We start from the raw sequence: 26,573 nt of genomic DNA on the forward strand, positions 1-26,573 counted from the left end.
TCCAACAACTATCGGCAGAGTCGCCTCATTTCTCAAGCCTTTTCAAGCACGCATGCATGTTGAAGTTTTCGTCAAAACACTGTTGGGCTTTTTTTGACCTTTAATCAGCAAGCCGCAGTTGACTTAACGCGCGTCAGGGCGAATTTTTTAACTATGCGTTATTTGGTTTTCGCCATCTTCTTCATCCTGTGCTCTGGTGCCCACGCGCAAAATCGGGCTGCAATAGAACAACAGTTCCAGCGATGGATCGAAAACACTATCTGGCCAATGGCCAGATCAAAGGGCGTTTCACAAAAGACCCTGAAAAAGGCCTTTGATGGCGTAACGTTGAATTGGACATTGCCAGACCTTGTTCCACCCGGTGAAGCAACCAAAACCCCCAAACGGCAAAGTCAGGCAGAATTCAGGTCGCCAGCCCGTTACTTCAATGCAAATTCAGTTAGGAACGCCACATCGGTTGGTAAAAAGATGGCACGTCGCCATGCAACGGTTCTGAACCGCGTTGAAGCTGAAACCGGCGTGCCTGCCCGCATCATCCTTGCGATATGGGGACGAGAAAGCGGTTACGGTCAGGTCGCTATCCCGCATGACGCGATCGAAGTTCTGGCGACCAAAGGCTTTATGAGCACACGACGCACGCTCTTTACACAGGAACTGATTGCAGCACTGCAGATTTCTGAAACAGGAGTCGCACCACCCGGTCGACTGAAAAGCAGTTGGGCCGGGGCCTTGGGACAGCCGCAGTTCATGCCATCGAACTTTTTAGCCTACGCAAAAGACGGGAGCGGAGACGGCCGTGCCGACATCTGGACTTCGCCAGACGACACTATTGCGTCGATTGGGCATTACCTCTCGCAGCATGGATGGGTTGCCGGTCGGGACTGGGGTTTCGAAATCGACCTTCCCCAAAACCTATCATGTGCTCTTGAGGGGCCCGACCAAGGAAAACTCATCAGCGAATGGCAAAAGCTCGGCGTTACGCGGGTTTCCGGCAAGCCCTTCCCCGATCATGAACTATCGGGCGAAGGCTTTTTGATGTTGCCAGCGGGCCGAAAAGGGCCTGCGTTTCTGGTCACCCCAAACTTTTACGCTCTGAAAGAGTACAACAAAAGTGACCTGTACGCTTTGTTTGTCGGCCATGTCGGCGATCGTATCCAATTCAACATGAATGACTTTTCCGGCCGTTGGGATGATGTTGGAAAACTGTATCGTTCCGAAATCGCCATCATGCAGCAGGCGTTGGAAAACAAGGGGCATGATGTGGGTGGCGTCGATGGCTTGCCCGGCTTCAAAACCCGCCGCTCAATCGGACGTTGGCAAGAAGCTACACGTCAGGATCCAACCTGCTTTCCTGAGAAACACATGAAGGCCGCTTTGACCAAATAGCGATTCGTCCACGGTGACCTAAAATGCCCAACGGCTTACGCCGGGTTAACCGTCAACCCGTGGCGCAGGACCTTCACTAAAATGTCAAGAACCCTCCAAACAGCGGCATAAAATTTCCAAGACTAAGCCGTTATCTTCACAATCCGCTCTTCCGAGCCCAATTTTTCTGCAAAGCCTTTAACCTTTTTTGAAATAATGCCACCTTCGGCCTCAGTGAGAGGCGACTTTCGCAACTACGTTTCCGACTGCAAACCGAAAGACTGCGACGCGGTGTTCATTGCGATCTGACAAAGCAAAATTTGAACCTGTTCCGGGTGCTTTCCCGGTCGGACAAACATGGTGGCAAAGCGCCACCCTGAACGGGTGCGCGTGCCTTACCCTAGATAACGGGAGTAGAAAAATATGAACAAATACATTCGTACATCGCTGGCGGGGCTACTGACCTCGACCATGATCACAAGTGCTGCCATGGCGGCTGGAACTCATCCCGAAACCGGCGAAGCGCTCGCCGAAGACCAGACATTTACCTACAGGATTTTGGACGAACACAGCTCAGTTGACCCTCAGGTGGTTGAAGACGTGACAGGCGCTGAAATTGTGCGCGACCTTTTCGAAGGGCTGATGAATCAGGATGAGGACGGCAATCTGGTTCCCGGTGTAGCTACTGGCTTTACCACCAATGACACCAAAGATGTCTATACCTTCACACTGCGCGACAATGCCAAATGGTCAAACGGCGATCCGGTAACCGCCGGTGATTTTGTCTATGCGTGGAAACGCGCCGTCGATCCCGCTCTGTCCTCGCCTTACGCGTGGTTCATGGAACTGATGTCGATCGAGAACGCATCGGAAATCATTGCGGGCAACAAACCCGTTGAAGAACTTGGCGTCAAAGCGATCGACGATCACACGCTGGAAGTAAAGCTGAGCGCTCCCCTACCCTATTTCCCGCAGATGACGACACACTCGACCACCTTCCCTGCGCCACAGAAAGTGATCGAAGAGTTTGGCGACGCATGGACCAAACCCGAAAACATCGTGTCAAACGGGGCCTATGTCCTGACCGAACATCTGCCGCAAGAACGTTCCGTTCGTGAGCGTAACGAGATGTACTGGGACAATGACAACACCATCATCGAAAAGGTTGTGGCGCTGGTCATCAACGATGAAAACGTCGCCCTGACCCGCTATCTGGCTGGCGAGTTGGATCGTACCGAAGTGCCCGCCGGCCAATTCCCAAGGCTGCAGAAAGAGAACCCAGAAGAAGCCATCAGCTTCCCGCGCCTCTGCAATTACTACTATACGTTCAACTTGTCGGATGGCGGACCAGAAGCCTTCAAAGACCCCAACGTTCGTCAGGCTCTGTCGCTGGCAGTAGATCGCAAAATCATCACGGAAAACATCATGGCGGGCGGTCAGCCACAGGCATACACCTTCGCGCCTGAAGCCACTGCCGGGTTCACTGTTCCGGATGTAGAAATGGCTTCGATGTCGCAACAGGAACGTGATGAACTTGCAAAAGAGTTGCTGGCAGAAGCTGGATATGGCCCTGACAATCCGCTGAGTTTTGAGATGGTATACAACACCTCAGAAGCGCACAAAAAAGTCGCCGTGGCCCTCAGCCAAATGTGGAAGCAAAAGTTGGGTGTTCAAGCCAAGCTGGCCAATATGGAATGGAAAATCTTCCTGGAAGAACGTGGCAATCAGAACTTCGATCTGGCCCGCGGTGCTTGGTGTGGCGATTACAACGAAGCATCGACCTTCCTTGACCTGCTGCAATCGGATTCCGGTTACAACGATGGCAAGTACAACAACGCCAAAGTTGACGAACTTCTCGCTCAGGCCAAAACCGCAGATGACGCCGCACCTTTGTATACCGAGGTTGAACGCATTATCGCGCAAGAAACCCCGGTTATCCCGATTTATCACTATGCTGGCGTTTACATGATGGACAGTGACGTGGGGAACTGGCCGGTCAATAACGTAGAGCAGAACTGGTATTCCAAGAACCTCTACAAAATCGCCGAATAATCATCTTTAGATCACGCTTTGCCCCGAAGAGGTCTTTGGGGCAAAGCCAATAATTGGGGGCATGAAATGCTTGCCTATGTCATCCGGCGGCTATTGGCTGCCGTTCCGACGATCCTATTGCTCATCGTCGCCAGCTTTTTTCTGATGCACTTCGCACCCGGCGGGCCTTTCACATCCGAACGGCCATTACCACCAGCCGTGCTGGCAAATATCGAGGCGCGGTACGGGTTGGACCAACCTTTGTGGAAACAGCTTTGGGACTATCTGTACAACATCGTCGTGCATTTCGACTTTGGCCCGTCGTTCAAGTTTAAAGACCGCGATGTGAACGACATCATCGCGCAAGGCTTTCCGATTTCGCTGACTTACGGTTCGCTGTCGTTTCTTGTGGCCACCACGATTGGGGTCGGCTTGGGAATTGCCGCTGCGATCAAACACAACAGCTGGATTGACTATTTTGCCGTGGGCCTGGGCATCGCGGCACAAGCCCTGCCGAATTTCATCATGGGCCCCATCCTGATCCTGACATTCACGCTGTGGCTGGGTTGGTTGCCGGGCGGTGGTTGGAACGGCGGGCAATGGCCGTACCTGATCATGCCTGTCATCGCATTGGCCACGTCTTACATGGGATCCATTGCGCGGATCACACGGTCATCCATGCTGGAAGTGTTGAACTCAAACTTTATCCGCACCGCGCGGGCCAAGGGCCTGCCAACAAGAACCGTGATCTGGCGCCACGCTTTGAAGCCAACTCTGCTGCCGGTCGTCTCTTACTTGGGGCCGGTATTTGTTTACGTACTGACCGGGTCAGTTTTCGTGGACATCTACTTTTCGACAGGCGGGTTGGGTCAGGCTTATGTGGGCTCTGCCTTATCCCGAGACTACGCCGTGCTTTTGGGCGTAACAATCTTGTATGGCGTCCTGACTGTACTGGTGAACCTACTGACGGATCTGGCCTATGCCTGGTTCGATCCGAAAATTCGTTACTAAGGGGCCGGCAATGCTTGGAAAATCACAAAAGGCCGCCCATCTGGCCGAGGACATTACTGATTACACGGTTATTCAGGGTCGTTCACTCTGGCAGGACGCGCGCATGCGCTTTGTCCGCAATAAGGCGGCTATGGCCAGCCTGTTCATTCTGACCCTGATCGTTCTGTTCACCATAATAGGCCCCTTTTTCGCCGTTTGGGACAACGAAGAGATCGACTGGAATGTCATGGGCGATGTTCGCGGGATGGGAATGCCCTCGATTGAAACTGGCCACTTTTTTGGCGTCGATGATTTGGGACGCGATCTTTACAGCCGGGTCATTCAGGCGACGACAACCTCCCTTTTGGTTGGATTGATCGGAGCAGCAACAGCCCTGATCGTCGGCACCTGCTATGGCATCGCCGCAGGTTACATCGGCGGCCGCACAGACAGTGTGATGATGCGGTTTGTCGATGTCCTTTTGGCCATTCCGGCAACCTTGGTTATCATCCTGCTTTTGGTTGTCGCCGGGCGATCATTCGTCATGCTTTTCATAGCTTTGGGTGCCGTTGGCTGGCTCACAATGGCTCGCATCGTTCGAGGGCAGACATTAACCCTGAAAAACCGCGAGTTCATAGAGGCGGCCCGTGCAGCGGGGGTAAGCGAATTCACCATCATGTATCGGCACATCTTACCGAACCTGCTGGGAGTGGTGATCGTATACGCCTCATTGCTTGTACCCGAGATGATCCTGACAGAAAGTTTCATCTCGTTTCTGGGGCTGGGTATATCCGAGCCTTATACATCGCTGGGCCGTCTGATCGCCGAAGGTGCCGGAACAATGGCCTATGGAACACTGTGGCAATTGCTGTTTCCCCTGACTTTCTACGTCGCCATCATCATCACCATGTTCTTCATCGGGGATGGTTTGCGTGATGCTCTGGACCCAAAGGATCGCTGAGATGAGCTTGTTTTCTGTAAAAGATCTGAGCGTCCAGTTCGACACTCCGGATGGCGTGGTCGAAGCTGTCAAAGGTATCAGCTTCGACATCAACCCCGGCGAATGCCTCGGTATTGTGGGCGAAAGCGGGTCCGGAAAAAGCCAGACATTCATGGCTGCAATGGGGCTTTTGCCACCGGCTGGACGGGCGTCCGGGTCAGCCACGCTGAACGGCAGTGAAATCCTGAATCTGCCTGTTAACCGGTTGAACAAAATTCGCGGATCGGATGTCGGAATGATCTTTCAGGATCCATTAACGGCGCTTACCCCGCATCTTCGGATCGGACAGCAGATGCGTGAGGTTTTGCAAGTTCATGAAGGGTTGCAAGGATCAGCCGCGCGGGCGCGCTGTTTGGAATGGTTAAACCGCGTTCGCATCCCCGAGGCCAAGCGGCGTCTGGATCAGTATCCGCATGAATTGTCTGGCGGTATGCGACAACGCGTAATGATCGCAATGTCGATGTTATGTAACCCCAAACTCCTTATTGCGGACGAACCGACGACGGCTTTGGATGTAACGGTTCAGGCCGACATTCTGGATTTGATGGTCAGGCTTCAAAAGGATGAAGGCACAGCAATAGCGCTGATCACCCATGACATGGGCGTTGTGGCACGGATGTGTGATCGAATTCAGGTTATGCGTTTGGGGCAGTTTGTCGAAGCGGGCGAGACACGTGCAATTTTCCACGCACCCCAGCACGACTATACCCGAACGCTTCTGGCGGCGATGCCTCGGATCGACGCCGGGGATGCACCGAAGGCACTGGCCAAGACTGATGAGCCATTGCTGAAAGTCGATGATGTCAAAGTTCATTTCCCCATTCAGGTATCTGGTGGGCTTTTTGGCAAAAAGATTCCTCTCAAAGCTGTGGATGGTGTGAGTTTTGATATTCGGAAGGGCGAAACACTGGGCGTCGTTGGTGAGTCCGGCTGCGGAAAGTCGACACTTGCGCGTGCCGTTCTGCAACTGATCGAACCAAGCGGCGGAAATGTCAGCTGGTTGGGCCACCCCATCGTGGGTCTGAAACGGGCCGAATTGAACAAGTACCGCAAGGACCTGCAGATTGTGTTCCAGGATCCACTGGCCAGCCTCGATCCGCGCATGACCATTTCGGCGTCGATTGCAGAACCTCTCAAGACTTATCGCCCTGACCTGACGGATCGGGAACGTAAGGAAATGGTAGCAGAGATGATGGAGCGGGTCGGTCTGAATGCAAACATGATCAATCGCTATCCACACGAGTTGTCAGGCGGCCAAAACCAACGTGTCGGTATTGCGCGGGCGATGATCAACAAGCCTAAACTCATCATCTGCGATGAAGCGGTTTCGGCCTTGGACGTTTCAATTCAGGCGCAAATCGTCGAATTGCTGCGCGAGTTGCAACAGGAATTTGGCTTGTCGATGATCTTTATCAGCCACGACCTGTCAGTCGTTCGGGCCGTGTCCAACAGGATCATGGTTTTGTATCTGGGGCGGATCGTCGAACTCGGCGATGGTGAGGTCATTTGTTCGGATCCAATCCACCCCTACACCAAATCGCTCATTTCTGCCGTTCCCATCCCGGACCCGGATATTGAGCGTAGTCGCCACCGTCTGAAACTACCTGGAGAGTTGCCCTCACCCATGGATCCAAAGGCTGCTCTGCGTTTTCTGCCAAGCAGATTATCTCAGGGGCAAACAGACTATGTTCCCCGCCTCAACGAGGTGAAACCCGATCATTTCGTGGCCGAGCATGACCCGCTTGAGGCTATCATGGCCAATGGCTGAGAATGACCTTGGTTTAGTAAGATCATGGGTTTTTGCAAGCACTCAATCCTGACGCAGCTCACCGGTTACCGAAAACAATACACTAAAAATTGGAAAGATTGTTTCAGGTGATGGGGGCGACCCAGTATGTACATAGGCATGTGACAATGGATCGTTTTGACTTCCTGTCTCTCGAATGGCACGATCTATCTTGTTTAAAGGCTTGGCTCATGGGGGCGTTGAACATTACGGCCTTACAGCATATGCAAAGTCCCCGGAACCGATCTGTTTTCGGTTAAAAAATTAAAATTGAGAGGTAATATGGCACGCAAGGTCACCAAAGCGATTTTCCCGGTTGCGGGACTGGGTACCCGCTTTCTACCTGCGACAAAGTCTGTCCCGAAAGAGATCATGACATTGGTCGACCGGCCGTTGGTACAATATGCCATCGACGAAGCGCGTGCCGCCGGGATCAAGGAATTCATTTTTGTCACTTCGCGCGGCAAGTCGGCGCTTGAGGACTATTTTGACCACAACCACATCCTCGAGCAGGAACTGAAAGCCAAAGGCAAAGACGATTTGCTCGAAGCGCTGAATGCAACGAATATGGAAAGTGGTGCGATTGCCTATATCCGGCAGCACAAGGCTTTGGGACTGGGACACGCTGTTTGGTGCGCACGCCGCCTGATCGGTGACGAGCCCTTTGCAGTTATGCTACCGGATGATGTGATCGCCGCAGACAAGCCGTGCCTGCAACAAATGGTTGAAGCCTACGAAGAGACCGGCGGAAACATGGTTGCGGCGATGGAGGTCCCTCAGGAAAAAACCAGCGCTTACGGGGTTCTCGATGTCGGTGAAAACATCGGCTCGGTCGTTCGCGCCCGCGGAATGGTAGAAAAGCCCAAACCAGAAGATGCACCGTCGAATTTGGCCGTAATCGGTCGGTACATCCTCGGCCCTTCCGTTCTGTACAACCTCAATCAGAAGAAAAAAGGAAGCGGCGGAGAAATCCAGCTTACCGACGCGATCGCCGAAGACATCGGAAACGGAGTCCCTGTTTTTGGCCACAAATTCGAAGGCCAACGCTTTGACTGTGGATCCAAGTCTGGCTTCCTGCAAGCCACGGTCGCATTTGCCCTTGCACGCGAGGACCTGCGCGACGATCTGCGTGAATACCTTCACGACACAATCGCCACGGATCAGGCCGCGCAATAAAATCTGACCCTCGTTCTTAGTTAAGAGGCATCCTAATCAGGGTGCCTTTTTCTTTTTCGGGCCTTTGCGGAACATTCCTCTTGCGACTTTTGGTGTGGTTCCCATGACCAGCAATATCTTTCTAAATTCTTGACCGAACGTTCTAGCAACTGGCCAAGGGTTAACTAAATTAGGAGCAGTTTGGCGCGCATCTCAATCAGTGGGATAGAATTGCAGGAGGGCGCCAATTGTCACAAAACTCACCCAACTTAGACCTACCGTTTATTCAACCGTCGCAAGCGCAAAAGCACGTCACTCATAACGAAGCTCTACGCCAACTGGATCTTATTGTTCAGCTCACAGTTGTTACGACTGATGCAACTTCACCGCCTGCAGCCCCGGAACAAGGCGCGGTGTATGCGTTGGGCTCTGTTCCAACTGGGGATTGGGCTGGTCAGGGTGGGAAACTGACCGCGTGGCTGGACAACGCATGGCATTTCTTTGAACCCAGTATTGGTTGGAGAGCCTGGGACACCAGTGCAACCTGTTTGAAAATCTGGGACGGCTCTTCCTGGAGCGAACCCACAGCAGCGACCCAGAACCTTGATGGGGTTGGCGTTGCAACAGCTTATGACGCAATCAACAGGCTCTCTGTCAGGTCTCCAGCGACCTTGTTTAGCCACGACGGAAATGGCCACCAGCTAAAGATCAACAAAGCCAGCGCCAGTGATACAGCGTCTTTGCTGTTCCAATCCGATTGGACCGGTCATGCAGAGATGGGGTTATCAGGGTCGACCGGGTTTTCGATCAAGGTTTCGCCCGACGGGACGAGCTGGACAGATGCTATCCAATTTGACCCGACAACCGCACTTGCGACAGGCGCGGCCATTCAGAACGAGGCAGACGACACGACACCAGGGCGTTTGATGCGCGCAGATTTCGGCTTTGGGCCGGGCAACATTTTGGGCCTTGTGTCACAAAACGCCGGGACGCCAACCGGCGCGGTTATCGAAAGGGGGTCCACTGCCAACGGTGAATATGCCCGCTTCGCAGATGGAACTCAGATTTGCACGATTACTCTGGACGCCGTAAGTTGCACGACTGCGTCGGGCGCAATGTTCACAAGCGCGGTCGGGCTATGGGATTTCCCTGTGACCTTTGCCAACGGAACAAAACCTGTCGTCTGCGGCAGCGGCGGAGAGTTGACTCGGTCGGTCGGATTCAGCGCCCCGACAGAAACCGCAGTTTCGTATCAGGTCTTTTCGACTGTCGCTGACAGTACGCAACATTCGCCGGCAGCCATCGCGACCGGTCGCTGGTTCTAAGCGGTCATAGGAAGGTCTTTAAAGACCAATTTGTTATTTGGCCCTAATATCGGCATCCGCCTGCGCAAGGAACCACGCATAGGTTTCGCGGATGCCGTCTTCTAACGGGATACGCGCGCGCCACCCCATATCTGCAAGGCGCGACACATCCATCAGTTTGCGCATTGTACCATCGGGTTTGCTAACATCCTGTGTCACACGCCCTGTAAACCCGACCGTATGCGCTACCATTTCCGCCAATTCCGCGATCGAGACATCCTCACCGCAGCCCACATTGATGTGGCTTAGCATAGGCTGCGTATTCGCCTCATAAACGTCCCGTGGCAGGTCAAGAACGAACAGAGAGGCCTCGGCCATGTCGTCAACATGTAGAAATTCTCGTCTGGGCTTTCCCGTCCCCCAGATGACCACTTCGTCCAAACCATCACGCTTGGCCTCATGAAACCGTCGAATAAGGGCCGGTAGGACGTGACTGTTTTCGGGGTGAAAGTTATCCCCCGGACCATACAGGTTCGTTGGCATTACCGAGCGAAAATCGACCCCGTGCTGACGATTGTAGCTTTCGCACAACTTGATACCGGCAATCTTTGCCACCGCGTATGGTTCGTTTGTCGGCTCCAGAACACCCGTTAGCAGAGCATCCTCGCGCATTGGCTGATCAGCCGCACGTGGGTAAATACATGAGCTGCCCAATTGCAGCAGCCGCCGAACGCCAGAAGCAAAAGCCTGATGGATCACGTTGCATTCGATCATCAGGTTCTCGTAAATGAAATCAGCCGGGTAAGTGTTGTTTGCGTGAATACCGCCCACCTTCGCTGCGGCCAAAATCACGACATCGGGGCGTTCAGCTTGCATAAAGTCGCGAACGGCGGTCTGGTCGGTCAGATCAAGCTGCGCGTGGGTCTGCGTCAGCACTTTCAGCGCTTCACCTGCATTTTGACGTTGCTGCAGACGGCGCAGAATAGCCCCGCCAACCATGCCCCGGTGTCCGGCCACGTAGACTTTGCGAACGCCTTGCTGTTTAGCCATTTTCCAAACTCACCGGCAAATCGTAACCATGCGCTTTCAGCAACGCATGACGTTTGGCCGTTTTCAGATCCTCGATTACCATTTCGGCGCACATCTGCTGTACTGTCAGCTCAGGCTCCCAACTCAGTTTCGTTTTGGCCTTGGTCGGATCGCCCAGCAACGTCTCGACTTCGGCTGGTCGAAAATATTGGGGGTCAATCCGCATAACGATATCCCCGGGCTTTAGCGCCGGGGCGTTGCTGCCTTCAACAGACTTGACTGTCGCGATTTCGTCCACGCCCTGCCCCGAGAATTCAAGCGTGACGCCCAATTCAGCGGCCGACCATTCGATAAACTGGCGGACGGAATACTGCACGCCGGTCGCAATGACAAAATCCTCAGGAGTATCCTGCTGCAGCATCAACCACTGCATCCTTACATAGTCTTTTGCATGCCCCCAATCGCGCAAACTGTCGATATTGCCCATGTACAGGCAGTCTTCGAGCCCTTGAGCAATATTCGCCAATCCACGTGTGATCTTGCGCGTGACAAAAGTCTCACCCCGCCGGGGGCTTTCGTGATTGAACAGGATCCCGTTGCAAGCATACATTCCGTAAGCTTCGCGATAGTTCACAGTGATCCAGTACGAATAGAGCTTTGCTACCGCATATGGCGAGCGTGGATGAAACGGAGTCGTTTCTTTCTGTGGGGTCTCTTGAACCAACCCATAAAGTTCGGATGTCGAGGCTTGATAGAAACGCGTTTTCTTTTCCAGCCCGAGGAATCGGATCGCTTCCAGCAACCGCAAAGTCCCAATTGCATCAACATCTGCCGTGTATTCGGGCGATTCAAAACTGACCGCAACATGGGATTGGGCGCCCAGATTATAGACTTCGTCTGGTTGAACCTCTTGTATGATTCTCGTCAGGTTCGATGTGTCGCTTAGATCGCCATAATGCAGATGCAGACGGGGGTTCGGCTCATGCGGGTCCTGATAGATATGGTCGATGCGCTGCGTATTGAACGACGAGGCCCGACGCTTAATCCCATGCACCTCATAGCCTTTTTCCAAAAGAAACTCGGCCAGATATGATCCGTCTTGTCCCGTTATGCCGGTTATCAGTGCAGTTTTTGTCATTGTCGCGTTCCACAAAACTCAAATCTGGCAGGTAGAACACTCAGAAACAGCAAGAACACCCGGATTGCAACCCGGCGCCCGGAACAGGCATTGAAACCTGCCGAAGTTTGCGGAATGTAAGAACTATAGATGTTACCAGTTCTTTGAGAGGTTTTGGGATATGCGGATAGCGATGATCGGCACAGGATATGTTGGCCTAGTGTCGGGTGTATGTTTCTCGGACTTTGGTCACGACGTGATCTGCGTCGACAAAGCCGCACAGAAAATCGACATGCTGCAAGCCGGACGCGTCCCGATCTATGAACCGGGCCTCGAAGCCCTTATGGCCAAAAACGTAGCAGCGGGACGGCTGAGCTTTACGACAGATCTGACAGCGGCTGTAGACGGGGCGGATGCCGTTTTCATCGCCGTCGGAACCCCAACCCGCCGCGGCGACGGGCATGCCGATCTGACATACGTCATGGATGCCGCGAAAGAGATCGCTCAGGCGGTAACCGACTACACCGTGATCGTTACCAAATCGACGGTACCTGTCGGCACCAACCGCAAGGTGCATGAAGCTGTTACTGCGGCCAATCCCAAAGCTGACTTCGATGTCGCCTCGAACCCGGAATTCCTGCGCGAAGGGGCCGCGATCGATGACTTTATGCGCCCCGACAGGGTCGTGGTCGGAGTTGAAAGCGACCGCGCTGCCGATGTGATGGCCGAGATTTACAGACCGCTTTACCTGAGAGATTTTCCAATCCTGACGACCGACTTGGAAAGTGCCGAGATGATCAAGTACGCGGCGAACGCTTTCCTTGCGACAAAAATCACCTTCATAAACGAGATTGCCGGTTTGTGCGAAAGAGCTGGCGGCGATGTAAAAGAGGTCGCGCGGGGAATTGGCCTCGATGGTCGTATCGGCAATAAATTTCTGCATGCCGGTCCGGGGTACGGGGGGTCCTGCTTTCCAAAAGACACCGCAGCTTTGGCGCGTATCGGACAAGAGCATGCCTACCCCATGCAAATCACCGAAACCGTCATCCGCGTTAATGACGGCGTAAAATCGCGCATGATCGAGAAGATACGCGAGGTTTGTGACGACAGTTTCAACGGCAAGACGGTGGCAATTCTTGGGGTCACGTTCAAACCGAACACTGATGACATGCGGGATGCGCCCTCTCTTACAATCGTTCCAGCCCTGATCGGCGGCGGAGCAACCGTCAAAGTTGTTGACCCCCAGGGTAAAGCAGAAGGTGAGGCCCTATTGCCCGGCGTCGTATGGTGTGATGACCCATATACCGCGACCGAAGGCGCGGATGCAGTCGTCCTGCTAACGGAATGGAACGAATTCCGTGCGCTTAACCTGACGCAGATGGCGCTGTCGATGAAATCCGCTCGGATGGTCGACCTGCGCAACATCTACTCGAATTCGGTCGCCCTCAAGTCCGGATTCGAAACCTATATCGGTGTTGGTCGCTGAGCCCTGATCAGGAACTCGCGTAAAGCGGCACAGTATCGTCGGCACCTTTGGCCAAGGCTTTGCTCTGGTCGCGGCGGACCTGTTCGTACAAAGCCAAGGCTTCGCTGGAAAACAACGAACTGGGTGCTGGCACCGGAATGAAGTTGCTTTGTTGGTCCTGTCCGCGCGCCAATAAAGCATAGTCGCGCTCAGCGACAAGTTGCTTAGCATTCGGGTTCAGATATCGAATAGCCAGCCCTATCCTACGATCATCTGACTGGTTTGGACCCGATCCATGGATGGTCAGACCATGGTGCAACGACATCTGGCCCGGGGCCAACTCGATATGTGTTTTTTCGTCTTCCGCAACCTCCACGGCAATCTCCTGACCCCGCGACAGCAGATTGGTTTCCGAGTAGGTGTCATTATGCGGAAGGATCGGATTTTTGTGGCTTCCACGTACAAAATCCATACACCCGCTCGCGCAGGTTGCCGGCGACAGCGCGATCCATGCCGTTACCTGATCCGGCGTCTCGCCCATCCCCCAATAGGTCAGGTCCTGGTGCATTCCTACTTTATGCCGGGTATGTGGCTCTTTCACAAAAAACTCGGCCGACCAAACCATGATATCAGGGCCCAGAACACCTTCAACGACGTCCAGAACACGAGGGTCCGTGGCAACTCGGACTGCAAATGGCATAACAAGATGAGCGTTTACGCGTTTGTAAGTGTTTAACGGCAACGGCAAGTCAGCCGCTTGCCAGTCCCGTTCTATTTGCTCGAACTCCGCACGAATGTCTGCGGCTTCCTGTGCGGAAAAAACCGACAGTGGGAACAGATAACCGTCCTCCCAATACTGTTCGGCCTGATCTGACGTTAGTTGATGTGCCAATTGTCCGGACATGCGCGCTCCTCCTCAAGCATGTTCCGACAGGCTAAACCCACCGACCAGAAACCCAGAGCGTTGAGTCTTGCCCGTCAGCATAAGTTCAGCTTAGCCTGTCTCACATGTCGTCCCGTATCCCGTCCCTCAATTGGTTACGCGTTTTTGAGGCAGCGGCCCGCACCGAAAGTTTTGCCCGGGCCTCGGCTCAATTGAACATGTCCCCAGCGGCCGTAAGTCAGCAGGTCAAAGCGCTGGAGGACCGCCTGGGTACACCTTTGTTTCACCGGCATGCACACTCTGTCACACTGACCGAAGCAGGCCGGGCATATTTGCCTTCGGTGCAGCAATCATTGTTGATGCTGGAAACCGCAACGACCGGACTTTTTGGAGAGACCCGCGAACAGCGCCTCTACGTTCAATCGGTTCTGTTATTTGCCCATGGCATACTGGCGTCGGAATTACCGGAGTTTCAGCGGTCCCATCCAGCGATCAATTTGTCCCTGAGCACAGGCAATATCGCTTCGGACTTCACAAACAGGTTCACTGACCTGCAAATTGTATTCGGAAACCCATCGCTTTTCGGATCAGAAGGCGACGAGTTGCTGCGCGAGCGATTGTATCCAGTCGCACCTCCGCAAATCGCTGTTCAGATAAACAACCCGCAGGACCTGTTTCAATTCACTTTGATCGAGGTTTCAACCCATCGGGCCAGTTGGCTAAAGCTTTTTGAAAAACTTCGCCTTCCCGCAGGACAGGCGCAGTTTTTCTTCGCTGACAATTCCATCATGGCCGCCGAAATCGCAGCCAGCGGTGGCGGTGTTGCATTAGCGCGCGCACCAGCCACGGACCGTATCATGACACTTTCCGGCCTCGTTCCCTGCCTTCCCAAGATTTCTGTAGCCGGGCAAGAAGCATATCATCTGATTTATCCGGCGCGATCCGCTCTTCGACCTCCGGCCCGAGCTTTTCGTGATTGGATCTTAGATCACAGCGCTGCGGTCCAAACGCGATAACGCCCTTGACCCGTCACCTCTCGAACCAGTGCCCGCTTGGTGAACAGATCGATATTGCGTTGCACCGCTGCCCGCGAAGCCCGGGTCAATTCTTCGGCCAACGGCGCGGAAACCATCGGCCAAGCCGTCATAACATCAATAAGCTGAGGTGGTGTGCGGCCGCTCAGGTCAGCAGTTATCTCTCTGGCACGACGCTCCCAAGCACTGACCCGATCCAGATGTAGCAAGGCAGCGAGGGCCGCCTGCCCTGCCCCCGTAATCCATGCGCTAAGTTTTTCCTCGGTCGATCCCACGCCACGCAGCGCTCCGGGGCCTGAAAGGGCGATTGGCATGAATCGCGCCCCACCCCGCCCCATGGCCGCAGCGTGCCGGGCCGCAATGATCGCGGCTTCTGTGTCCTGAGCGATTCCCTCAGACAGTGCGCGCCATGCATGAAACCCAACCGCGGCCTGCGTCACAGGGTGCAGCCCTTGCGCGTTCTCCATTACTTCGGCCAGATCCGCCACGGCCTCAGGAACTTCGTCAATCCCCTGTGCCAAGCGATCCAGAAATGCCGTCAGACCAGCACCCCAACCACCTTCGGACGGACCGGCGCCGGAAATCAACCGGCGCACTGCCCAACCAGCCCGGAACAGAGCTTGTACATCATCCCCAGTCGCACCAATGCGTAGCCCCGTCCACAACGCCAGGCGATCCACACCAATACGATCGCCGGTCCACCAGCCCAAATCGGAGACTTCCATCAAGGCAAGACGATGCGTCCAACCCTTTGGTCCGGCACGCAGGCGTTCATCTAACGCGCCGAAAGTCGCCGCAAGATCCGCCAATTCCAGTGACAGTTCAGCCTGAGCAGCACGCCAGTCACGCGGGTCGAACAATAAGCGCCGGTCCGATTTAGGTCCCGGCAGCAGGTAATCTTCCTCGACCTCTTCGTCAGGAGGCAGGAACCAAAGGTCCTCATCCTCGGGACCATCTGAGTCATAAATGCTGGGAGGCCCGAGGGGGTCCTCGTCCTCATCAGGTTTGGGCATGACAGGTTTCGACGTCATGCCCGCTATATTTCTGGTATTTCGGTCGGTTCACAAGGCGTTTCGCGAACGAAGACCAATCAGCTTGCAAAGGTTGAGGTCAGGATGTCCAGTTGACCATCCAGTTCAGTACCTTCATCACTGCCGATCAGCATGTAGCCATACCCACCCTGCGACCAAGTCGCCGTCGCCAAACCACTCAGCTTGGCCAGGTTTACGTCCTTACCCGGCGCACCTGCACCTTGGCGGATGATACAAAACGCAAATGGCTGGCCTTCTTCATCAGCAAATACAACCTGAATCAGGGGCTTGCCATTGAACGACAGCACTTGGGCGCGTTTAAGCTCCATCCCCGGCAACGCCTCGAGCGTTTCGCGGTTCAACGATCGGCCAAGCTGTGCTTCGGCTTGTGCAAACTGCGCATCCAAGGCTTGTTCCGAATTGTCCAGAGAGGCGATCGTATCAGGCACATAGAGTGACTGGTAAATCGCGGCCTGCTCTGCCCAACCCAATGGCTCCGGCCGGGTTGCCCAAACCGTTGCCGACACCGCAATGACAGCAACAGAAGCAGCAACAGCCATCAGACGCCACGGCCCATTAACATTGGCAGGTCGCACAGGCTCGGACGCCTGAGGTTCCGGAAGCTCCACAATGGGGGCTTCGGCGGGTACAGTTTCAAAGACCGCCTGCACCACCGGTGCAATCGGGTCCAGCGCCATAAGGCGCGTTTCAAGCGTGGGGTCGGTCTCAATCGCGGACTCAATCGCGATTGCCTGATCTTCATCCACGTTGCCTTCCAGATACGCCTTTAGCGTGTCATCGGAAAACTTCATTTGCCACTCCGTCAAACGGCGTCTGCCGCATCGTGCTGCATCACGGTTTTCAATTTCTGCCGGGCGTTGGACAACCGGCTCATGATAGTTCCTATTGGCACCTCCAGCAACGCAGCGGCTTCTCGGTAGCTATAGCCCTCAACGAACACAAGCATCACCGTCTCCCGCTGCGCTTCTGGCAGCTGCATTACTTGTTTAAACACCTCAGTGGCGAAAATATTCGTTTCTGAGTCAGGTTCAGACGAAATTAATTCCGCTTCGGGTGTTACAGACAGCGCTTGTGCCTTACGAACAGAGCGCGCGCGCACTTCATTCAACCAGATCGAACGGCAGATCGTCATCAGCCAACTGTCCAATCGATCATGAGATGTCACCTGATGGTGACGCTCTAAGGCGCGCAGGCAGGTTGATTGCAGCAAATCGTCGGCCACGTCCGAGGCGCCAGACAAAGCCAACCCAAACCGCCAGACGCGTTTAGAGTGCGTCTGGATCGCGCCGCGTACGGCAAATTCGGAACTAATTTCGACACCCATCGAATAAATCGCGACCTGTGTGTGTTTGTAATGCACGGACCGGGCCCGCAGGGTCAGGACTGACATAACCTGTGGAGGAAAGAAATGAAACTTCTGTTGAAAGCAGTCACGTTTGCGTCGGCAATTGTTGCAACCCCGGTTTTGGCGGAAAGCTGGACCCTGTCAGCCGAGAACTCACATCTCGCGTACGGCACGATCAAAAAAGACACCGTGGGTGAGGTGAACTCCTTCACAAACCTGTCTGGACATGTGGGCCCAGACGGTAAGGCAGAAATCGAAATCGACCTTTCTTCGGTCGAGACGAATATCGATATCCGCAACGAACGGATGATTGAGCATGTATTCCGCAACGTCGGCACCGCCGCACTGACTGCGGAATTTGACATGGAAGAGGTCTCGGGGCTTGCTGTTGGGCAGACCACAGTCGTCGATGCCGAATCTGTCCTTTCATTGGCGGGAACAGATGTTGAGTTCGACGTCGAAATGTTCGTCGTACGTGTGTCCGAAACCTCTGTAATGGTATCGACAAACGACATGGTCTTTCTGAGCACAGAAGACGCGGGCGTGAACGCAGGCGTCGATAAACTGATGGAACTGGCCAGCCTTCCTGGAATCACGCGCACTGTTCCGATCACCGCGCGTCTGTTCTTTAACCTGGACGACAAAAAAGCCGAGGCTGCGCCTGCCGCCGCCACCGTTACCCTTGCGGCCGTAGATGGCGACATCAAAGCCGGTAAAAAAGTCTATCGTAAATGCAAAGCCTGCCATCAAACGAAAGAAGGGCGCAACGGAGTAGGCCCGTCACTGTTCGGTATCGTTGGTGCTTCCGCCGGCCAGGTCGATGGGTTCAAATATTCTGACGCACTGAAAGGCTCCGAAGTTGTTTGGGATACGGAAACGCTGACAAGCTTTTTGGCCGACCCTAAGGGCACAGTTCCTGGTAATAAAATGCAGTTCCCGGGTCTGAAAAAAGACGAAGACATCACCAATGTCATCGCCTACCTGCAGGCAGAGTCGCAGGGCTAAGCAAAAAACGTAATAACTTGAGCTGCTTGCCCGCGCCGTCCTTGTCTATCGAAGACAAGGAGGGCGCGGGTTGTTTTTTTGGCAAGGTATTTTCTTAAGACTGCATTTAGAGAAGATTTTTACGAACCAGATTGCCCCCCTTCCCCTTACCTACAGCGATGGATAGAAAGTCCTCTCGACCTATTTTCAGGAGGCCCCGTTGAACCGCATCGCCCGTACTATCGCCATCGAGATCGGCGCCCGTGCGGAGCAAGTAAGCTCTGCTGTCAAATTGTTGGATGAAGGAGCGACCGTTCCGTTTATCGCGCGCTACCGCAAAGAGGTGACAGGCGGTCTTGATGATACTCAACTACGTAATCTGTCTGAACGCTTGACGTATCTGCGCGAGTTAGACGCTCGCCGGGACACGATCCTGAAATCAATAAAGGAACAGGGAAAGCTGACGCAAGAATTGGCGGGGTCTATCTCTTCTGCCGACACTAAAGCCGAATTGGAAGATATCTACCTGCCGTTTAAGCCAAAACGGCGAACCAAGGCCATGATTGCACGTGAAAACGGCTTGGCTCCGCTTGCTGAAGCAATTCTCAAGAATAGAACAACAGATCCCGATGTCCTGGCTCATCGTTTTGTCAACGAAGCTGTACCCACAAATAAGGATGCCTTAAACGGGGCGCGTGATATTATAACAGAAAGCCTTTCTGAGAACGCGACACTGCTAAAAGAACTGCGAACATTTATGCAACGCGAAGCAGTTTTGACCTCGAAACTTATTGAGGGAAAGCAAATAGAGGGTGCCAAGTACAGCGACTACTTTGATCATTCGGAACTCTGGTCCAAAATTCCGTCGCACCGTGCTCTGGCAATGTTGCGAGCATCGAAGGAGGGGATTGTCACACTGGACATAGCGCCGGAGGCCGACACTGGGTCTGCACGCGCCGAAGCAATTGTTGCAGCACATTTGAATACGCGCAGCAACGCACCCGGTGACGTTTGGTTGCGAAAGGTTGCCGGATGGACTTGGCGCGTAAAACTATCCCTTTCGATGATGGTTGAACTCATGGCAGACCTGCGTACCCGAGCACAGGAAGATGCAATTAAAGTCTTCTCTAGAAACCTGAAGGATTTACTTTTCGCAGCCCCGGCCGGAAGTAAAGCGACACTCGGACTCGATCCCGGCATTCGCACGGGCGTAAAAGCCGCTGTTGTGGACGGGACTGGAAAGCTTGTCGCGACCGATACTTTGTATCCTTTCCAACCAAAAAACGACGGGCACGGCGCCCAATTAAAAATCATCTCCATGATTGAGGCACATGGAATTGAACTGATCGCAATCGGTAACGGCACCGCCAGCCGGGAAACCGAGAAATTGGTGAGAGACACTCTTAAGTTGATGCCCAAGTCGACCAAAGCTCCCAAAGCGGTTGTTGTGTCTGAAGCAGGTGCCTCAGTCTATTCCGCCTCTGAGCTCGCAGCGCGCGAATTCCCGGACCTTGACGTGTCATTGCGCGGCGCTGTTTCGATTGCTAGACGCTTACAAGACCCTCTCGCAGAATTGGTCAAAATCGAACCCAAATCTATCGGTGTCGGCCAATATCAACATGACGTTGATCAGCATAAGCTTTCGCAGTCCCTGGCGTCGGTTATTGAAGACGTAGTGAACGCGGTCGGGGTCGATTTAAATACGGCTTCCGCCCCCCTTCTCTCTCACGTGTCAGGATTAGGACCAGGACTTGCCGAAGCGATTGTTGCCCATCGGGACAACCGTGGCTCCTTTACCTCTCGCGAGGAATTACTTAATGTTCCACGATTGGGACCACGAGCTTATGAGCAATCAGCGGGCTTTTTGCGCATTAACAATGGGGCTGAACCGCTGGACGCATCTTCGGTTCATCCAGAAGCCTATGATGTGGCGCGTCGCATTGTATCAAAATGTGGCCGGGACATTCGTCAAATCTTAGGCAATGAGTCTACGCTCCAAGGTGTAAATCCAGAACAGTTTGTGGACGAAACATTTGGACTGCCCACGGTCCTTGATATTTTCGCAGAGTTGAAAAAGCCCGGCCGCGATCCTCGACCGGACTTTGTCACCGCCTCATTCGCTGATGGCATCGACCAATTGACCGACCTTAAACCCGGCATGGTTTTAGAAGGAACAGTTACAAATGTGGCGGCGTTTGGCGCTTTCGTTGACATAGGTGTTCATCAGGACGGCCTGGTTCACGTTAGTCAATTGGCGGAACGTTATGTAAATGACCCGCATGAAGTCATAAAAACCGGACAAGTGGTCAAAGTCACTGTCATCGACGTAGATGTAGATCGCAAACGGATCGGCTTAACGATGCGCAAACACCAGCCAATCTCAGCCCGGCCAAAACGCACTGGGCTGGCCCAAAAGCAGACTCTCACAAAGGCAACCAAACAAGGCGCACAACACGCAAAAAATCGCAGTAATGAGCACTACGGAGCACTCGGCGATGCGCTTAAATCTGCTATAAAAAAGAATTAGAGCTACGATTTATTGAATGCATAATTTTAGGCAAACGCTTCAGGTTCAAGTTCCTCCCAGAATGCGAATATTTTTGTTGCGTTCAAACCTGACCGCCAACCATGTGATCGAAAATGCTCTCGGTCTAAATCGTTGTCCAATCCTGCCATGAACAGCCTTTTATCGGCGTCTCTCTGCGTTGGGTTTCGCCGCGAAACCAGTTCCTGGACGATCGCCAGTTTTCGCGACCGCTCCGATCGCTCTGCCGAGCGCGCGGCGTACGCCTGATCCTCGACCATCTTTTCCAATTCACGCTGACGAGCAGCTTCGATTGCTTCGGGACTGGGGGTGGTTGGCTCCTGATCATCATTTGCTTGATAATCATCGCGCAATGCCGCTGACAAATAACCAACCGTGGACTTTATCCCACTCTTCCCGGCCACATAGTCCAATTTTTGCTGCACATAGTTTTCTCCGTGTTCAGAGATCCACTGCCGGGCCAAACGATCAGACACGCCCTGCTTGAGCAGGGTTTTATAAATTGAGAGGTTTCGGATCCCATCGCCGTCGTCTATTTCAAACATCGCTTTCTGCGGATTGCCTTTTATCCGAAATCGAATGTCCGTGACCGTACGACCTTTTTTCTGGAACTCCGGTTCAATCAAGATATCCGAGCTTTTGTTCACTTCTGCCACTGCGGGCTTGATTATCTTTGCGTTGAGGTGCTTGAAACTCGCGTAGTAATCGCTTCCATCCACACCCATCAGTTTCCGAAACACATCAAGATCCCACCAACCGGTAGAACCTGTTCTTACAAATCTGTAGCAGTTTTCATAAAGGGCTAAGCCGTGGCCGGAACTGAAGTTTCTTTGAATCTGAACGTTAATAAGAGCATAGATTTTGGGATCATAAAGCTTTTGCGCCAAAGCTGGAGAATAAGCGTATTCACAAACACCACCCTTTAGTTTGGCAAAACTAAGTAGGGACGACACGCCCCACTCTTGGCGACCTTGTTCATCGAGCATATCCCACTCAGCGACAGTTTCAGCCAAAGCCCTAAGGCTGGCACGCAATGTATCGAAATCGTTGGAGTTGTAACCAACCATCATAGCTAAGGTTCGGGCATCAATCGTATGCGTGGCCGCCGACGTCAACGCATCATAGGCATTGAGCAATAATACATTAGAGAGCTTACGCTGCAGCAACGTAAGCTTCCCGCTTATATGAATAGCGGCTACATTTTTCTTAACAGTCTCGCGGCGCAATGCACCTGAGACAGCATCCATGTTCAATTTTGTTTCCGGCATGATTCTGCCTGGCTGCTCTTTTTTCCATTAATTGCACGAAAGGTACCTACGGATCAAATAATTTTGGGTACCCAAATACGGTCTGACGAGCATCCTGAATATGGGTACCAAAGATAGCCTGCACGGAAGTTGTCCACAGGCAAATGACGAGATGGTCGGAAAATACCTAAACCCGGACATTTCAGGGCGGTCTGAAAGCGCGCCCAAACCCCATAACAGAGCCTTTTTTGCGTTATTCCACTCCATCCTGCGAATCGGGCCCTTTTCTACCGCAAACTGGCACCGACTCTCCCGTATGCGGGTACCTTTGGAACTGTAAACAGGCGCCCTTGCTACCGTTTTCCGGCACCTTTCCTTATTTAAGGCGTTGGTTTTATTATTTTATTTATTTCCAAAGATTCTAAAGACTCTAAATAAAATAAATGCCTTTAGTGCTGCATTTTTCGAATTTTACGTCAGTTTCGCGACGAAACCTCAGCCGTCTAGGAAATAATGTGGAAAACCGCAATTCCTAGGATGGCCCCAATCGAAAATGTTCGCTAGAATGAGGAATATTCGACGAAAGAGCGAACATTCATCTGAGGCGCCTACAGTGAGCAAAATAAACCAACCTTCCCTGCCCCCGTACTTCAACTTAAGCCCCGAGCAATCTGCACAAAAGCTACCTGATCCTATCGGAACAACACGCTTCGCTAAAGCAGCAACATTTTGTGCGAAAGGACGTGAAGACCTCGCTCGGCGTGGTTATGCTCCGGACGGGGAAAAACGTTTACGCAGGTTCTCAATCTGGGAAATAACAAAGTACCTAATCCCGGTTGCTCCGGCTCATCTCCGGCGCGTTTTAAAAGCAAACCCGGAGTTACCACAAGGTGAGGGTGATGCAGGTTCAAAGTGGTTCACCTTGGAAGAGGTGCTCACTCTACGAAGTCACTTTGCGACAGAAGGCGTTAGCACGAAGGAATACCTTCCATACAGACCTGAGGGTTTGCCCGCCAAAATTGTCGCGGTCGCTAATTTTAAGGGCGGAGTTGGAAAAACCTCTACAGCGGCGCATCTTGCGATGTCAGCGGCACTGGACGGCTACAAGGTGCTCGTTATCGATTTGGATAGCCAAGGGTCGATGACGTCTATTTTGGGCGGCTCTGTGGCCGATGAATGGCAAACCGTTTTCCCATTGATTGCCAAGGATTACGCGCGTGCCGTTCAGGAAGAAAACAGAGTTCGAAATGCTAGCGATCAACCAGAAATCAGCCTGGACGAGACTCTTGAGGAGGCCTTAAAAACCTCACCGAAGGACGTTATTCAAAAAACACATTGGCCAAATATCGACCTGATTGGCGCTCAACTCAACCTTTACTGGGCTGAGTTCCAAATTCCTGTTTGGCGTATGGGTCTAAGGAATTGGCCCTTGTGGGATGGGTTGACCAATTTCCTTCAAGACGAGGGCGTATTGAACGATTACGATATCGTTTTTTTAGATACTCCTCCTGCACTTGGGTACCTAACGATTAATGCCTTGGCCGCGGCTGACATCTTGTTGGTACCTTTAGGCGCATCGTTCCTTGAATTTGACTCAACGGGTCGTTTCTTTGACATGCTCTATACAACTTTTGCCAGTATCGAAGATGGTGAAAACGCAGCGCAGCGTGCGGCGGGGCTTCCAGAGCTTAAATTCGAGTGGGATGTCGTCAGGGCAATCATCACCCGATTTGATGCCAGCCAGCAAACCGACATGGCCAATGTAATTCAGGCCTATTTCGGGGATTTCATGAACGCATACAGGCAGGATTACACTGCCCTAGTCGGTCAAGCGGGCGAGCAGGTCAACGGGATTTACGAGGCAGACTATAGGGACTTCAACAGGGAAACTTACGTGCGCGGCCGTGAAACATTCGATCGAACCTATGCAGAGTTCAAAGAAGTTTTGATCGGTTGCTGGTGGCGCGACGCCCAAATGGAAGGAAACGCAGATGGCTAAACGCAGAAGACTGACAGCACCGGATACCGCTGAGCTGGAGCAGCTCGAGGCAGGTTTCGCCGCGAAACCTTCACTGAATCCATTCGAGGGTGGGGCGGCAACGCCGCCCATTGCACAGGTCGCTGCCGAGGCTGCGGCGCTAAACGGAATGGCGGCGGTCACCGACAGGGTCGAGTTAGCCAAGGATCAAGGCGATGCAAGCAAATGGCGTGACGCGAAGTCCGCTGGGCTAGTGGCCGAGAAAATCCCTTTGGATCTAATTGATGCCGACTACATACGTCGAGATCGAATGGTCGAAGACGAAGACGCCATGAAGGAATTGTTGGATTCGCTACAATCACACGGGTTGCGAACGCCGATCGAAGTGACGCGTACAGGTGATAGCTACGGATTGATTTCTGGCTTTCGGAGGTTGGATGCCTTCCGCAGGTTGTCACTGAACGACCCCCAGTTCGCTGAGATTCCAGCATTCATTCGTGACGCGGGAACAGGGCAGGGCGCCTACGTTTCGATGGTTGAGGAGAATGAACTACGGTCCAATCTTAGCCCATACGAACGAGGCCGTATTGCCGTTCTGGCTGCAGGTCAGGGTATCTTCGACTCAACTGAGGCTGCCGTTGACGTGTTGTTCGCATCCGCTTCAAAAGCTAAGCGGTCAAAAGTTCGGAGTTTCGCAATCGTGCACGAAGCGCTCGGTGATTTGCTCCGGTACCCCATTGAACTGACTGAAAAGGCAGGTTTGAGTTTGGCGTCTGCGCTGAGGTCAGGCGCGCAGTCTGAACTTCGACAAGCGCTTGCCATGGCAGATGCCGTGGATCCCAAATCGGAGTGGCTGGCACTCGAGTCGACCTTGAAGGGCTTATCACAACCATCAAGTAGCAAGGCAAAGGGCGGACGACCGCAACAGGTGCAGAAGCTGAAATCAGTCCCGCTACCGGGCGGCGGTCAAGTGACCGGAGAGCTTACGTCGAATGAGGTACGCATCAAGGTGCAGTTGCAGGGAGTAGCGTTAGAGGAGGCCGAAGAAATACTTGCCGAAATTGCGCGGTATTTGGCATAGCAGATGAGTTTTGTACCGCCAGTTTTCGCCGTGGTGCGGAATGGATTGCCTAGGCGTGTTTGTGTTTCAGTGGCGGCTTGTGAAAGTAGTGCTCATAAGTGATTATTTATGAGCACTATGTTGTTTGAGGTATTTGAATATAGCCAAGAAGGATTTCATTACCAGGACGCAAAAGTCTAGTTTCATAACTGTGCGGCTGTCGGACACTTCGAGCGGAACAGAACCATTACAGGTTCTCATGGCTTTCCAGGACTTAGTCGCTGCTTTGCCCGGTGTAATATGCAGTAAGTTCAGAGGCTAGGTTCTTGTAAAGCTGGTGAACCTCTTCCAATGGCGGAACTTCCAACTGGTCGATGCGTTTCACATACGGGCAGTTTACAACACAAATCGCATTCCCATCTCGATTCAGCACGGGGTACGCGAGGTTTGTCACACCAATTGCGGTTGCTGACGGCATGCGCTCGTAACCAACTTCGCGGATGCGGGCGATGTGATCCAAAAATTCGCTTCGATCAATTTCCGGTTCGCCCTGTGCAAGCCGGTGGTTCTCCAAAAGGGCATCCAACTCGTCGTCGTCTCGAAACGCAGCTAACACCCGTCCGGTTCCGGTATTTCCTAAACCGACCACCGTTCCCACACGCAGCGAGAAAACCCAGTTGCCGGGCGCTGCAATGGACGCCACGATAACGATGTCACCGTTGCTTTCCATCCCGAGGTGGCATGATTGCCAAGCCTTTCGCGTAATGGCCCTCATTTTCGGTGTGGCGCGCTCCAATAGGCGTTCCACTGGAGGGTGCTGTTGGGACAAGGCGAACATTTTCAAACTGAGCGAATAAAGGTCGTCATCGTCCGAGCGAATAACATATCCGCGTCGCACCAACGTCGAGAGCATTCGGTATATTTCGCTTTGCGAACGATCCAGCGCCCGGGCGACGTCACCTTGCGTCAGGCCATCCCCGTGAGACGATAAAAGCTCAATAATATCTAGGCCTTTTTCTAGGGCCGGGGCGCGGTATTTTTCTTTTCCTTCAGTCACAGCACCCTCCGTCAGTATCGCTAGAACCGGCGTATTACAGCATCTGCCGGGTCAGCACAAAAAGTCAATGTTGATTTATTGATGAATGTATGATTTGCATATGAATTGACACGGAGGAGTTGCCGTATGTGGGAGGGCAAACAAAT

21 protein-coding genes are annotated in these 26,573 nt (G+C 53.2%); 13 read left to right on the top strand and 8 right to left on the bottom strand.

Annotated features, from left to right (window positions below; all coding sequences use genetic code 11):
• The first annotated feature begins 153 nt into the window (after positions 1–153).
• The 7 genes from ACR0BD_RS07230 (at position 154) to ACR0BD_RS07260 (ending at position 9,652) form a co-directional block, all read left to right on the top strand.
• Entirely contained in the window at positions 154–1,386 is a 1,233-nt protein-coding gene (locus ACR0BD_RS07230; RefSeq protein ID WP_480829681.1) for a lytic murein transglycosylase, read from the top strand.
• 402 nt (positions 1,387–1,788) lie between these two features.
• Positions 1,789–3,417 carry a peptide ABC transporter substrate-binding protein gene (locus ACR0BD_RS07235; RefSeq protein ID WP_480829683.1) on the top strand — a complete coding sequence of 543 codons (1,629 nt, stop codon included), beginning with the start codon at positions 1,789–1,791 and terminating at the stop codon, positions 3,415–3,417.
• Between the two features lie 66 nt (positions 3,418–3,483).
• Entirely contained in the window at positions 3,484–4,407 is a 924-nt protein-coding gene (oppB, locus tag ACR0BD_RS07240) for an oligopeptide ABC transporter permease OppB (protein ID WP_480696939.1), read from the top strand.
• Between the two features lie 10 nt (positions 4,408–4,417).
• On the top strand, positions 4,418–5,347 hold the full coding sequence (locus tag ACR0BD_RS07245) for an ABC transporter permease subunit (RefSeq protein WP_480829684.1): 930 nt from the start codon (positions 4,418–4,420) through the stop codon (positions 5,345–5,347).
• A 1-nt stretch (position 5,348) separates the two neighbouring features.
• A complete protein-coding gene (locus ACR0BD_RS07250; RefSeq protein ID WP_480829685.1) occupies positions 5,349–7,154 on the top strand; it encodes an ABC transporter ATP-binding protein in 1,806 nt (601 codons plus the stop codon).
• 300 nt (positions 7,155–7,454) lie between these two features.
• Positions 7,455–8,348 carry a UTP--glucose-1-phosphate uridylyltransferase GalU gene (gene galU / locus ACR0BD_RS07255; RefSeq protein WP_480829686.1) on the top strand — a complete coding sequence of 298 codons (894 nt, stop codon included), beginning with the start codon at positions 7,455–7,457 and terminating at the stop codon, positions 8,346–8,348.
• A gap of 227 nt (positions 8,349–8,575) precedes the next feature.
• On the top strand, positions 8,576–9,652 hold the full coding sequence (locus ACR0BD_RS07260; protein WP_480829687.1) for a DUF2793 domain-containing protein: 1,077 nt from the start codon (positions 8,576–8,578) through the stop codon (positions 9,650–9,652).
• A gap of 33 nt (positions 9,653–9,685) precedes the next feature.
• Here the strand turns inward: ACR0BD_RS07260 and fcl are convergent, their stop codons facing one another.
• A complete protein-coding gene (gene fcl / locus ACR0BD_RS07265) occupies positions 9,686–10,681 on the bottom strand; it encodes a GDP-L-fucose synthase (protein WP_480829689.1) in 996 nt (331 codons plus the stop codon).
• Positions 10,674–11,798 (bottom strand): GDP-mannose 4,6-dehydratase, encoded by a 1,125-nt coding sequence (gene gmd, locus ACR0BD_RS07270; protein WP_480829691.1) that lies wholly within the window; start codon positions 11,796–11,798, stop codon positions 10,674–10,676. Before gmd ends, fcl begins: the two co-directional genes overlap by 8 nt.
• Before the next feature lie 160 nt (positions 11,799–11,958).
• On the opposite strand from gmd, the gene ACR0BD_RS07275 reads away from it, so the two are divergent.
• Positions 11,959–13,263, top strand: coding sequence for a UDP-glucose dehydrogenase family protein (locus ACR0BD_RS07275; protein WP_480829692.1), 1,305 nt, complete (start codon positions 11,959–11,961; stop codon positions 13,261–13,263).
• Between the two features lie 7 nt (positions 13,264–13,270).
• Here ACR0BD_RS07275 and ACR0BD_RS07280 read toward each other — a convergent pair whose 3' ends face one another.
• A complete protein-coding gene (locus tag ACR0BD_RS07280; protein WP_480829693.1) occupies positions 13,271–14,146 on the bottom strand; it encodes a phytanoyl-CoA dioxygenase family protein in 876 nt (291 codons plus the stop codon).
• A gap of 104 nt (positions 14,147–14,250) precedes the next feature.
• On the opposite strand from ACR0BD_RS07280, the gene ACR0BD_RS07285 reads away from it, so the two are divergent.
• Positions 14,251–15,141 (top strand): LysR family transcriptional regulator, encoded by an 891-nt coding sequence (locus tag ACR0BD_RS07285; protein ID WP_480829694.1) that lies wholly within the window; start codon positions 14,251–14,253, stop codon positions 15,139–15,141.
• Here the strand turns inward: ACR0BD_RS07285 and ACR0BD_RS07290 are convergent.
• Genes ACR0BD_RS07290 through ACR0BD_RS07300 form a run of 3 tightly spaced genes read right to left on the bottom strand, consistent with a single transcriptional unit; the run spans position 15,114 to position 17,601 of the window.
• A complete protein-coding gene (locus ACR0BD_RS07290; protein ID WP_480829696.1) occupies positions 15,114–16,190 on the bottom strand; it encodes a helix-turn-helix domain-containing protein in 1,077 nt (358 codons plus the stop codon). The two genes, ACR0BD_RS07285 and ACR0BD_RS07290, sit on opposite strands and share 28 nt — an antisense overlap.
• 59 nt (positions 16,191–16,249) lie before the next feature.
• On the bottom strand, positions 16,250–17,002 hold the full coding sequence (locus tag ACR0BD_RS07295) for a hypothetical protein (protein ID WP_480829698.1): 753 nt from the start codon (positions 17,000–17,002) through the stop codon (positions 16,250–16,252).
• Between the two features lie 11 nt (positions 17,003–17,013).
• Positions 17,014–17,601 carry an RNA polymerase sigma factor gene (locus tag ACR0BD_RS07300; RefSeq protein WP_480707165.1) on the bottom strand — a complete coding sequence of 196 codons (588 nt, stop codon included), beginning with the start codon at positions 17,599–17,601 and terminating at the stop codon, positions 17,014–17,016.
• 18 nt (positions 17,602–17,619) lie between these two features.
• Between ACR0BD_RS07300 and ACR0BD_RS07305 the strand changes: the two genes are divergently transcribed.
• Positions 17,620–18,561, top strand: coding sequence for a c-type cytochrome (locus ACR0BD_RS07305; protein ID WP_480829700.1), 942 nt, complete (start codon positions 17,620–17,622; stop codon positions 18,559–18,561).
• Positions 18,562–18,760: 199 nt separating this feature from the next.
• Complete coding sequence (locus ACR0BD_RS07310; RefSeq protein ID WP_480829701.1) at positions 18,761–21,067, top strand: Tex family protein; 2,307 nt, start codon at positions 18,761–18,763, stop codon at positions 21,065–21,067.
• A gap of 26 nt (positions 21,068–21,093) precedes the next feature.
• Here the strand turns inward: ACR0BD_RS07310 and ACR0BD_RS07315 are convergent, their stop codons facing one another.
• Positions 21,094–22,353, bottom strand: coding sequence for a replication initiation protein (locus ACR0BD_RS07315; RefSeq protein ID WP_480829702.1), 1,260 nt, complete (start codon positions 22,351–22,353; stop codon positions 21,094–21,096).
• A 601-nt stretch (positions 22,354–22,954) separates the two neighbouring features.
• Here ACR0BD_RS07315 and ACR0BD_RS07320 point away from each other — a divergent pair.
• Entirely contained in the window at positions 22,955–24,331 is a 1,377-nt protein-coding gene (locus tag ACR0BD_RS07320) for an AAA family ATPase (RefSeq protein ID WP_480829871.1), read from the top strand.
• Positions 24,324–25,391, top strand: coding sequence for a ParB/RepB/Spo0J family partition protein (locus ACR0BD_RS07325; protein WP_480829703.1), 1,068 nt, complete (start codon positions 24,324–24,326; stop codon positions 25,389–25,391). Before ACR0BD_RS07320 ends, ACR0BD_RS07325 begins: the two co-directional genes overlap by 8 nt.
• 253 nt (positions 25,392–25,644) lie before the next feature.
• Here the strand turns inward: ACR0BD_RS07325 and ACR0BD_RS07330 are convergent, their stop codons facing one another.
• Entirely contained in the window at positions 25,645–26,427 is a 783-nt protein-coding gene (locus tag ACR0BD_RS07330) for an IclR family transcriptional regulator (RefSeq protein ID WP_480697000.1), read from the bottom strand.
• Positions 26,428–26,573 lie beyond the last annotated feature (146 nt).

This window comes from Ruegeria sp. G5, assembly GCF_056533365.1.